Consider the following 10,373-nt stretch of genomic DNA (forward strand, 5'->3'; position numbering starts at 1 on the left):
ATCGTCAGTCCGGGTATCTTGGCGGATGCGCCCGCCGACAGCCCCATTTGGACGGAAGAGGTGTTCGGCCCGCTGGCCGTCGTGCAGCGGGCGCGCGATGCGGAGCATGCCTTGCAGTTGGCCAACGATTCGCCTTTCGGGTTGCAGGGGGCCGTGTTCACGCGCAGCTTGGCGCAGGCTTTCCATTTCGCGGAGGGCTTCGAGGTGGGTTCGCTCTGGATCAACGAGGCGAGTCGGTTCCGGTTGGATCTGTATCCCTTCGGCGGGGCGAAGCAATCCGGCTTTGGGCGTGAAGGCGTGCGCTATGCGATCGAAGAGCTGTCGCAGCTGAAATTCATCGGCATCCGGCCGCTGTGATCGGCTTGAAGCAATAAACAACGCCCCGGCGCCGCAAGGCAGCCGGGGCGTTTCTCTCTTGGGAACCGGAGTTCGGTTCCGCGGATGGCTTACTTGGCCGCGTCGACCATATATTGGACGGCGGCCCGGATTTCCGCTTCCGTGGCGTTGGCAGCGCCGCCCTTGGGAGGCATTGCGCCCTTGCCCTGCATGGCGACGGCCACCATGGCGTCCATGCCCGTGGCGATGTACTTGGCCCAGGCTTCCTTGTCGCCGAACTTCGGCGCGCCCGCAACGCCCGCAGCATGGCAGGCGAAACAGGTGGAGTCGTAGAGCTTCTTCCCGTCGGCCGTCGAGCCGGCGGCCGGGGCCGCCGCCTGCGGAGCCGGGGCAGCTTGGGGCGCTGGGGCCGGCGCGGCGGCGGCTTGCGGTGCGGGCGCTGCAGGTTCTGCAGCGGCCTGGTTCTCGGCGGCCGGCGCGGCAGGAGCGGGCTCCGGCGGTTCCTTGAAGTTGGCACCGCTGTTATTGGCCATGTAGACCACGGCGCGCGCGACTTCGAAGTCGTCCAAGTCGGGGTTGCCGCCTTTCGCGGGCATCGCGCCTTTGCCTTCGATGGCCACTTTCAGCATGGCGTCGTACCCCTGCGCGATGAACTTGGCCCACGAGCCGCTGTCGCCGAACTTGGGTGCGCCTGCCACGCCAGCTGCGTGACAGGTAGCGCATACGGCCTTGTAAACGGCCTCGCCGGTCTGGAAGACGCGCGGCGCGTTGGGGTCGCGCAGTTCGAAGCCGCCCACCGGCTTGATGCGGGCCGCGATGGCTTCCGGCGTTTGCGCATCCGACCCGGCGTTGGACTTGGTGCCGCTGGCGACGAAGTTGACGAGCAGCAGGATGACGGTGATGGGGACGAGGAAGGCCAGTATGACCAACGTGATCAGTTGTCGCGGCGTCCTGATCGGCGATGCATGTTCTTCCGTGTGGTTCTGCTGCGCGTTGCTCATTGCCAAGTCCTGCAAGTCTATAGGCCGGGCGCACCCGGCGCATGACGGTTTATCGGATGAATGACTGCTTGCTTTGATACTTGTGAAGCGAGGATGCGCCGCCGCCTGTCTCCCCGGTCGGCTGTCGTCCTGCACATAAACGCCCGATTATAACGGTAGGCAGGTATCTCGGTTCAACGTCGATTTCCGGACCCGGACGCGGCCCTTCGACAAGGGGGGACGAAGAGGAAAAGACGAAATCGCCCGAGCAAGGTACAATACATGGCTACGCGCCCGTAGCTCAATGGATAGAGTACTGCTCTCCGAAGGCAGGGGTTGCTGGTTCGATCCCAGCCGGGCGCGCCATTCCCGCTTTTCCTCCCTTGGTTTTCTTCCCCCTTAGTTGATTTTTCCTGCCGGGCCGCAGGCCGCTTCGTTGCGCGGGTCGTCAACGATGCAACGGCGGCGGCCCCGGTGCGCGGGCCGCCGGTTGATCGCCCCTGACCGCGTCGATGCGTTCGCACAAGCGTTCGGTGGCCTCGATCATGCGCGGGCCGGGCCGGTGCATGGTGTCCGGGTCTAACGTCCAGATGTGGTCGGGCGCTGCGCGGAGCGCCGGTCCGAACGCCCGCCATTTCTCTACTTCCTGCTCGGCCGCGGTGCCGGTCTGGCCAATGGCGATGGCCTCCGGACCGGCGTGCAGCACGCTTTCGGAGCTGATCAGTGGGGCGACGGCGGGCAGCTCGGCAAAAACGTTGATGGCTCCGCACAGTCGGAGCGCATCGCTGATGATGCTGCGGCCGCTGATGGTGTACATGGGGCGCGCGCCGACCTGATAGAACACGCGCACCGGCCGTTGGCCCGCGTACCGGGCGGCGAGGGCCCGCAGCCGCTCGCGAAGCTGGGCCGCCGCCGCACGGGCTTCGCCTGACGTGTCCAGGAGCTCGCCCAGGCGTTCGATTTCGTCGGGAATGTCTTCCAGCCGGCGTGGGCTGCTGTAGTAGACGGGGATGCGGAACTGATCCAGGAGCCCGGGCAAGCTCCCCGGGGCGGCGGGGCTGGCATAAGCCCAGGCCACGACCAGGTCTGGCCGCATGGCCAGCAGGCGTTCTGCATCGGGCCGCGTGCCGTCGCCGACGCGGGGCAGGGGCTGCACGGGCGGCGGGTAGTCGCTGTCGCGGTCCACGGCAACCAGCGCCCGGCCGCCCCCCGCGGCAAAGATGAGTTCCGTGGCATGCGGCGCCAGCGACACGACGCGCCGGGCCGGCGCAGGCAGCACCACTTCCCTGCCCGCGGCGTCTTTCGCCATCGCGGCGCCAGCCGCGGCGCCGCCGGCCAGGACTGCTGCCAGGGCGGCGGTCATCCATGCGCAAGGGCCTTTCACGATCTCGTCCTCAAGGCCGGTAGGTCAGTGTCACGAACACGTTCGAGCCCGGCGTGGCGTAGCCGCGCACCAGCTCGTAGTCTTTGTCGGTCACATTGTTCCATCGCAGCTGGACCTGCGTCTTGCGGTCGATGTCATACGACGCGACGAGATTGAGGACGCTATAGCCTCCCAGCCGCGTGACTTCGTTGGAGAACGTCGTGGCATTGAAGGAGTTGTCCATCCGGTAGCCGCTCGCCAGCCATTCGGCGCCCAGGCGCCAGGGGCCGATGCGATGATCGGCCGCGATCTTGAGGGCGGTGCGCGGTCGCCGCGTGAGCATCTGGCCGGTGTTGTCGTCGCGCGGGTCCATCCAGTCGACGCTGCCGCGCACGGTGGTCGCCCCCAGCCGCTGCGTCGCGCTCACCGTGACGCCTTTGATGACGGCGTTCTTGTTGGCGACTTGGGTGTAGCCCTGGTACTGGATCAGGTTTTCAATTTCGTTGCGGTAGGCGAGGACGCTCGCTTCGCCGGCGGCGTGGCGGTAGCGCAGGCCGGCCTCCACGTTGCGTGAGGTTTCGGGGCGCAGGTTTGGATTCCCGTAGACGGGGTAATACAAGTCGTTGAAAGTGGGCAATCGAAAGCCTGTGTTGGCGGCGGCAGTCAGTTGCCAGCCTGGTGCCGCGTCGTAGCCGTATGAGAGCCCGCCCGTGGTGCGGCCGCCGTAGCGGGCTACGTGGTCGTACCGCAGGTTCGCCTGGAGGTGGTGGCGGCCCAGGTCGACGCGATATACCGCCGCCGCCGCGTTGGTAATGCGGCTGTCCTGCGCGTAGGCAATCGTGCCGTCTATGTCTTCGACTCGCCGTTCGGCCGCGAGCGCCAGCGTTTGTCCGGCAGAAAGGGCCAGGTCGTTCTGCCATGCAAACAGGGTCTGGCGAGTGCGGAACCGGTCCCGGCCGGTGTCTCCCGGGCCGTAGATGCTGGTGTTGTCGTCGACGGTGCGCGCCACGCTGAGCCGGCTGCTCCAGGCGTCGTTGATGCGATTGCGGCTGGCCAGGGCATAGCTTTCGATGCGCTGCACGCTGCGGTCGTCGAACGTCGGGCTGCCGTCGTAGCGGCCGTTCAGGCGAGACCGGTAGAACGAAGCTTCCCATTCTTGGCCGTCCCGCCACGCATAGCCTAGTCGGCCTGCGGCGTGGTCCAGCTCGTATCCGTCGCGGTCGGGGTTGTAGACCCCGCCTGGATTATTCGGTTTGGCGGCGCTGTATCCGTCGCTGCGGGCATGGCCGGCGGACAGGGAGTACGTCCAGCGGTCGAGCCGGCCCGAGAGCCCGATGTCGACCTTGCGTGTGTTCCAGGTGCCGAGCCCAACCGAGCCCCGCGGCTCGAAGGGCGCGTCGGCCCTGGGGCGGCGGGTGATGATATTGACCACGCCGCCGATCGCGTCGGCGCCGTACAGGCCGCTCGCCGGGCCGCGCAGGATTTCAATGCGCTCGACTTCTGCGAGCGAAATCGCGCCGAGGCCCATGACGCCTGCCGTCGATCCGCCCACCCGCTGCCCGTCGATTAGAAACACCGTGTGGCCGCTGGTGGCGCCGCGCAGGAATACGCTGGTCGTTGTCTGCGGCCCGCCGTTCGTGGCGATGTCCACGCCGTGCGTGTGCTGGAGCAGGTCGGCCAGGCTGCTTTGTCCCGCGCGTTCGATGGTGTCGGCATCGATGACGGTGACGTCGCTGAGGGCCTGTGACAGCGGTTGTTCGATGCGCGAGGCAGTGACCGTGACAGGTTCGAGGGCGACTGGCCCGGGAAGCATCTGGGCTTGGGCGTGGGTGGCGCAAAGCAGTGCGCCGGCGGCGCCTGCCAGGCGCCGGGAGCTGAGGCTGGATGACATGGTTTTTCGTTCGTCGTTGACGCGCATCCCCGCACGTCGGCTTGCGATTCGGGAAGCGCCGCGCGCAGGTGCGCGCCCGGGCATGCCATCCAGGCTGATGAACTCGGTTCGCCGCCCACCCGCGGCGCTTCCCCCGTTGTGGTCTCGAAGACCGCGAGCCGGCCGGTATCCGGGCTGGCACCCATGGCCGCATCCCCTTCCCATGCGACCTGCGCCCGAGGATGTGGGCAGGTCGGCACAGTGGGTTTGATGCAGCGTGTCGCGCGGCTGGGCCGCGGACGGGATGCTTACCGTTGCGGGGGCAGCACAGGTTAGATCCCCGGCGAGGGGTCCTCCTGTTTCCCGTTTAACTCTCAAGCACCGGCTCGGGAGCTACTCTAACATGGCCGGGCGCGGAGGCAGCCGGCCCGGGAAGGGGGCGCGTCGTTCGGCTGCCCCGGGGAAGCGGGGCGTTCAGGCGGTGTAGTCGCCGTTGGCTTCGGGCTGGTAGTCGATCCGCACTACGCGCATTTCGCGCCGCTCGCCGTCGGGCGGGGTCCACGAAATGTTGCCTGGAACCCGGACGCCCAGCAGCGCGGCGCCCATGGGCGAAAACACGGAGACCATGCCTTTGCTGGCGTCGGCCTCCTTGGGATAGCACAGGGTGATCAGCCGGGTTCCGTTGCCGTCCTCGACCTCCACCCGCGTATGCATGGTGACGACGTCGGCCGGCACCTCGCGCGGGTCGACCTGGTCCGACTGGTCGAGTATCTCGGCGATGAGCGCCGGGGTGGAGCCGGGCGCGGGTTCGCGCTCCATTTGATTGAGCAGACTGGTGAGGCGAACGTAGTCGAGTTCGTTGATCGTAATGATCGGGGGGCTGCTGGTTTGCATGCCTGTCTCCTGAAAACGTCGTGCCGCAGGGCGGCGCTGAATACGGTGGATTCAGAAAGCCCGGCGATCGGTCACGAAAAGGTGGTGGGGAGGAGGGGATCGCCGGGCTCAGGAGTGAAAGGCCGGGATGGAGCGAAGCAGAATCGGCGCGCACGACAGCACGCGACGCGCGGTGACGCGCGTCGAGCAGGGCTGGTGCGAGGTGGTGGGCGCCGACACGGCGCGCCGGAGCGATTCCATGCGCCTAGGATAGCCCATTACCGCAGGGCCGTTCAAACCCGGTCGTCGAGGGTGGCGAGCCACGTCTCCAGGTCGGCATACACGGGGGCGGCCAGTGCCGGTGCCTCGTTGAGCACTTCGTGGTACGCCTGGTGATACCAGCGCAGCGCCAGCTTGCCGGGCGCCGCGGAGTCCGCGAAGCTGCGGCTGCCGGCGGGCGAGACAATGGCGTCATCCCCGGCCACCATGAGGAGGGTACGGGCCTTGAGGCCGGATGCCTCGGCGATGGACTGGGCGCCGCCCGCCACAATGAAGCGCAGCAGGCGGGCGCTGATGCGGTCGTGCACGAGGGGATCGTTGGCGTAGGCGTCGACGACCCCTTGGTCGTGCGAGAGTTTGGCGATTTTCAACCGCGTGCCGACCCGCAGGTCGGGCGCGAACCGGTTCAACAGGTCGAGCTGCCACCGTTGAGCGGCCGACAGCTCCAATTTAAAGGCGGGCGAGGACAGGACCAGGCCGGCCAGCGGCACTTTGCCGCGGAGCGCGACGCGTGTCGCCACGAGGCCACCCAGGCTGTGTCCGATCAGCAGGGGCGGTGCGCCGGCTTCGCGTTCGTATTCGGCGAGCCGGTGTTCCGCGTCGATGACGAGATCTTCTTCTGTGCGCAGCGTCCCCCGTTTGCCGCCCGAGCGACCATGCCCCCGGTGATCGTGCGCAGCAAGCGACCAACCGCGGGCGGCGAACCAGCGCACCAGGCCTTCGTAGCGGCCGGCGTGTTCGCCCAGGCCGTGCAGCAGGTAGGCAGGCCGGTACCCTTCGGGCCGGGGCGGCACGTCCCAACGGTAAACGGCCAGTTGCGTGCCGTCGGGAGCGGTCGTCATGGAAATCAGCGACAATTCCAGATCCTGTCCGTGTCGGGTTGAGTTCAAAGGCGGATTGTCGCTCAGCCGCTCGCGCCCGGCCGACTGGTCTGGTGTAACAGCTTGTACCCTTTTGTCGCGCCTGGCCGGCGTTTGGCGGCGCATCATGCCGATGGAACCCCCATGTCCATGCCGCTTCGCATCTTCTTCGTCCTGCTCCTGGCCGCGCTCGCGGCATGCTCGCCCAAGTTCGATTGGCGCGAGATGCCGACGGCCGAGGGCGCGGTACGCGTCACTTTTCCTGCGCGGCCGCGGCCCGATCGGCGCGAGGTCGACATCGCCGGGCACACCTTGCCGCTCACCTTCGACATTGCGCCGGTGGACTCCTCGATCTTTGCCGTCGGCTACATCGTCCTTCCCGACTCCATCATGAACGACCCGGCCGAGCTGGCCAGGGTTGCCGATGCGTTCGAAGACGTCTTGCGCGCCAACCTTCGCGGAACGCTGACCTACCGCCGCGAGGTCAGCCTCAAGCAGGCACCTTCCGATACCCGCAAGGTCCTCCGGGCGGTCGAACTGGAAGTGCACGGCACCGCGGCCAACATGCCATCGTGGATGCTGGGGCGGGTCTATGTCTTGGGCAATCATCTCATCGAGGTCGTCGCGCTCGGCCGGGAGGATGAGTTGCCGCGCGAAGCCGCCGAGACCTTCGTGCAGTCGGTACGGGCCGATTGATGGAGCCGGAGATGGAATGCCGTCCCGGGTGCGGCGCCTGCTGCACCGCGCCGTCCATTACCTCGCCCATACCGGGCATGCCCGAAGGCAAGCCGGCCGGCGTGCGATGCGCGCAGCTGGACGAAGAGAATCGCTGCAGGCTATTCGGGCGGCCCGAGCGGCCGGCGGTGTGCGCCTCCCTCATGCCGGCGCCCGAGATGTGCGGCGAGAGCCGCGAGCATGCCATGCGCTGGCTGGCTTGGCTCGAGGCGCAGACGCAGCCCGGTGGCGCTAGCGCGCCACGGGCGCGCCCAGCAGCCACATGAGAAAAGGCGCCAGCACCAGGAACACCAGCGTCGAGATGAGCACCGCGCCGGCCGAGGTATCGCCCACGTCGGTGTAGCGCCGCGCGTACATATAGCTGACCACGGCGCAGGGCATGCCCATTTGCAGCGCAATGTTGCCGATCATGTCCGCCGGCAATCCAGCCAGCCAGGCGCCGAGCGCCCCGGTGCCCAGGCCGAACGTGAGCCGCATCACGCTGATGATGCCGCCGAGCGACAGTCCGGCGGGGGGAATGAGCGCCAGCGCGTGGCCCAATCCCAGCAGCATCAGGGGAACGGTCATGCTCCCCAACAGCTGGGCCGAGTCCATGATCCATTGAGGCGGCGTGAATCCCAGCAGCCGACAAGCGACCGCGAGCACGGAAGCCACCAGGATGGGGCTTTTCCACGGCGCAGGTATGCCCGGCGCGCTCGGCAGCGTGCGCACGCCAACGGTGTGCTGGATGAAGGATGCGACGGCGAAGAACGCGATGGAAGTCGACAGGCCCGCATCGCCGAATGCCAGGTGCGTGATGGGCAGCCCGAGATTGCCCGCGTTCGGGAACGAGGTGGTCTGGAGCAGCTTGCGCACCGGCAGCCGGCAAAGCTTGAGCGCGATCGCACAGGCCACCATGCAGAGACCCAGCGCCAGGACCGTGGCAATGGCCACCTTGCCCATGACCTCGTCGCTCAGCTGGGTCGTGACCAGGGTGTAGAACACCAGTGCCGGGGTCGTGACCGTCGTGGCCAGCACCGTCACGAACTGGGCGGGAAAAGGATGGCCGAGCTTGCCCCAGATCGTGCCCACGCCTATCACCACCATGAGCGGCGCGAGCAGGCTCAGGAGCGAGAAATAAATGTGGAAGACGTTCATGGGCGCGCTCCTCGCGCACCCGGGGGAAGAATGGGAAGCGTCACGGTCGGCTGTCTGAGAGGGATGGCGACTTCACCCCCGCGGATGGGTGCGGACATGGGTACGAGAGGAGGTAAGGGTTAGCCCGAAGCTCGCAAGAATAGCGCGGAATGCGCGACTTACGCCGGGCACCATGCGCGCCGACCCAGGGTAAATCCGCAGATCCATTTGTTGACTAGTCTACATTGCGCGCCGAACATGTGGACATGTCTACATCGATTCATCCGGCAAGGCGCGTGGCGCAGCCCGAGTGTCCATGGCTGACGGCGGGCGCAGCCACGCGGCTCGACCTCGACGACTATCCCGTCTCCCTGCTGCAGCGCGTTGCCTCGGCGGCGCAGCAGGACATCACCCGTGTATACGCCAAGGCGCACGGGCTGACGCCCACCGAATGGCGCTTGATCGCGCGCCTGGCGCAGTGGAAGAGCCCGTCCATGCAGCTCAGCGCGTTGTGCCGCATTACCGGCGTAGACAAGGCGCAGGCCGGGCGCGTGCTGCGCGGGCTCGAGCGGCGCGGCCTGGTAGCCATGCGGGATGATGAAACACACGGTCGTCGCCTCGTGGTCGAGATCACCGACGCGGGGCGCACCATTGCGCGGCGGCTTTTTCCCGTGGCGCAGCAAAAACAGATGGCGTTGCTCGAGGTGCTGACGCCCCAGGAAAAGGCCGCGCTCTACAGCGGCTTGCAAAAACTCTTGAAGGCCATGGGTAGGCCGGGCATGGGCACGGCGAAGGAGAGGGAGTGAAGATCGCGCGCATCGACACCTTCCAGGCCGATGGCGGCTATCGGGTGTGCAGTTACCTGAAGTTGACCACAGACGATGGCTTGGTCGGCTGGTCGGAATACTATGACGGCCTGTCCGGCGCGGAGCTGACGCCGCTGATCCACGGCTTCGCGCGCATTGCAGTGGGGATGGACCCGCGCGCCACCGGCATGCTCAGCGAATCGTTGCTGGCCACGACGCGCCTCGCCCCTGGGGGGTTGTCGCACCAGGCGATCGCCGCCATCGAGAATGCGTGCCTGGATGTCCATGCCAAATCGCTCGGCATTCCGGTCTATCGCTTGTTCGGCGGCCCGTTCCGCGACAAGGTCCCTGCGTACTGGACCCACTGCGGCAGCTTTCGCGTGCGCCATGCCGCGTTCTACGAGCGCCTCGGCTACGAACCGGTGCGCTCGCTGCAGGACTTCACGCGGATCGGGCGCGAAGCGGTCGCAGCCGGGTTCAAGGCGCTGAAGACCAATGCCGTGTTTTTCGAACCGGGTGGCCCCGTGATGATGAACGCCGGCTTTCGCATCCAGCCCGGCTTCTTGGACCGAGCCATCAGCGACGGGCAGATCGAGGCCATCGTCGATCAACTTCATGCGTTCCGCGAAGGCGTGGGGCCCGATTTCGGTCTCATGCTCGACGTGGGTTTCAGCCAGCGCACGGAGGGGTTCATCCGGCTCGCGCGCCGGCTCGAGCCCTTGAATTTGTTCTGGCTCGAGCTCGACACGCGCGACGCGGAGGCCTTGGCGCTCATCCGTAACAGTGCCCGCACGCCCATCGCCTCGCTCGAGTCTTTGCACGGGCTGTCCGAGTATCGCCCATTCATCGCCGGCCGGACCGTGGACGTGGCCATCGTGGACCCGATCTGGAATGGCGTTTGGCAATCGGTGCGCATCGCTGCCTTGGCGGACGCATTCGAGACCCACATCGCGCCCCACAACCCCGTAGGCGAGCTGGCCACCTTGATGAGCGCGCACTTGTGCGCGGCGGTGCCCAATGTCCGCATCATGGAGCTGCGGTACGACGAAGCGCCGTGGACCCGCGAGTTCCTGACCCACCCCGTGCGCCTCGAAGATGGATGCGTATGCGTTCCGGACCGGCCCGGGTGGGGATCGGACATAGACGAAGAAGCCC

General features: G+C 67.0%; 12 protein-coding genes, 1 tRNA gene and 1 riboswitch. Of the genes, 7 read left to right on the forward strand and 6 right to left on the reverse strand.

Annotation, left to right across the window (positions count from 1 at the left end; all coding sequences use genetic code 11):
• A partial coding sequence (locus IRZ12_RS11720) for an aldehyde dehydrogenase family protein (RefSeq protein WP_296468588.1) occupies positions 1-357 on the forward strand: 357 nt, incomplete at its 5' end.
• An 89-nt stretch (positions 358-446) separates the two neighbouring features.
• Here IRZ12_RS11720 and IRZ12_RS11725 read toward each other — a convergent pair.
• The gene (locus tag IRZ12_RS11725; RefSeq protein WP_296468590.1) at positions 447-1,337 is read right to left on the reverse strand and encodes a c-type cytochrome; all 891 of its coding nucleotides are present in this window, start codon (positions 1,335-1,337) and stop codon (positions 447-449) included.
• 269 nt (positions 1,338-1,606) lie between these two features.
• Between IRZ12_RS11725 and IRZ12_RS11730 the strand changes: the two genes are divergently transcribed.
• Positions 1,607-1,682, forward strand: a tRNA-Arg gene (locus tag IRZ12_RS11730).
• Between the two features lie 82 nt (positions 1,683-1,764).
• Here IRZ12_RS11730 and IRZ12_RS11735 read toward each other — a convergent pair.
• The 3 genes from IRZ12_RS11735 to rnk form a co-directional block, all read right to left on the reverse strand.
• Positions 1,765-2,700 (reverse strand): cobalamin-binding protein, encoded by a 936-nt coding sequence (locus tag IRZ12_RS11735; RefSeq protein ID WP_296468592.1) that lies wholly within the window; start codon positions 2,698-2,700, stop codon positions 1,765-1,767.
• Between the two features lie 10 nt (positions 2,701-2,710).
• Complete coding sequence (locus IRZ12_RS11740) at positions 2,711-4,570, reverse strand: TonB-dependent receptor (RefSeq protein WP_296468593.1); 1,860 nt, start codon at positions 4,568-4,570, stop codon at positions 2,711-2,713.
• A gap of 142 nt (positions 4,571-4,712) precedes the next feature.
• A riboswitch (cobalamin riboswitch) is annotated at positions 4,713-4,950 on the reverse strand.
• Between the two features lie 73 nt (positions 4,951-5,023).
• Complete coding sequence (rnk, locus tag IRZ12_RS11745; RefSeq protein ID WP_296468594.1) at positions 5,024-5,443, reverse strand: nucleoside diphosphate kinase regulator; 420 nt, start codon at positions 5,441-5,443, stop codon at positions 5,024-5,026.
• Between the two features lie 127 nt (positions 5,444-5,570).
• Here rnk and IRZ12_RS11750 point away from each other — a divergent pair, with 127 nt between their 5' ends.
• The gene (locus tag IRZ12_RS11750; RefSeq protein WP_296468596.1) at positions 5,571-5,696 is read left to right on the forward strand and encodes a hypothetical protein; all 126 of its coding nucleotides are present in this window, start codon (positions 5,571-5,573) and stop codon (positions 5,694-5,696) included.
• A gap of 19 nt (positions 5,697-5,715) precedes the next feature.
• Here IRZ12_RS11750 and IRZ12_RS11755 read toward each other — a convergent pair whose 3' ends face one another.
• A complete protein-coding gene (locus IRZ12_RS11755) occupies positions 5,716-6,543 on the reverse strand; it encodes an alpha/beta hydrolase (protein WP_296468598.1) in 828 nt (275 codons plus the stop codon).
• A gap of 162 nt (positions 6,544-6,705) precedes the next feature.
• Here IRZ12_RS11755 and IRZ12_RS11760 point away from each other — a divergent pair, with 162 nt between their 5' ends.
• Together IRZ12_RS11760 and IRZ12_RS11765 are read left to right on the forward strand one after the other, a co-directional pair.
• Positions 6,706-7,257, forward strand: coding sequence for a hypothetical protein (locus tag IRZ12_RS11760; RefSeq protein ID WP_296468600.1), 552 nt, complete (start codon positions 6,706-6,708; stop codon positions 7,255-7,257).
• A gap of 11 nt (positions 7,258-7,268) precedes the next feature.
• Positions 7,269-7,562: a YkgJ family cysteine cluster protein gene (locus tag IRZ12_RS11765; protein ID WP_296468602.1), complete on the forward strand. Its 294-nt coding sequence runs from the start codon at positions 7,269-7,271 to the stop codon at positions 7,560-7,562.
• Here the strand turns inward: IRZ12_RS11765 and IRZ12_RS11770 are convergent.
• Positions 7,528-8,433, reverse strand: a complete 906-nt coding sequence (locus IRZ12_RS11770) for an AEC family transporter (protein ID WP_296468604.1) — start codon at positions 8,431-8,433, stop codon at positions 7,528-7,530. The genes IRZ12_RS11765 and IRZ12_RS11770 overlap by 35 nt on opposite strands.
• Positions 8,434-8,678: 245 nt before the next feature.
• On the opposite strand from IRZ12_RS11770, the gene IRZ12_RS11775 reads away from it, so the two are divergent.
• Positions 8,679-9,218 carry a MarR family winged helix-turn-helix transcriptional regulator gene (locus IRZ12_RS11775; protein WP_296468606.1) on the forward strand — a complete coding sequence of 180 codons (540 nt, stop codon included), beginning with the start codon at positions 8,679-8,681 and terminating at the stop codon, positions 9,216-9,218.
• Positions 9,215-10,373: mandelate racemase/muconate lactonizing enzyme family protein (locus IRZ12_RS11780; protein WP_296468608.1), on the forward strand; the 1,159-nt coding region annotated here is incomplete at its 3' end. The genes IRZ12_RS11775 and IRZ12_RS11780, both read left to right, overlap by 4 nt.

The sequence above is a fragment of the Pigmentiphaga sp. genome, assembly GCF_019689535.1.
Classification (GTDB): Bacteria; Pseudomonadota; Gammaproteobacteria; order Burkholderiales; family Burkholderiaceae_B; genus Pigmentiphaga.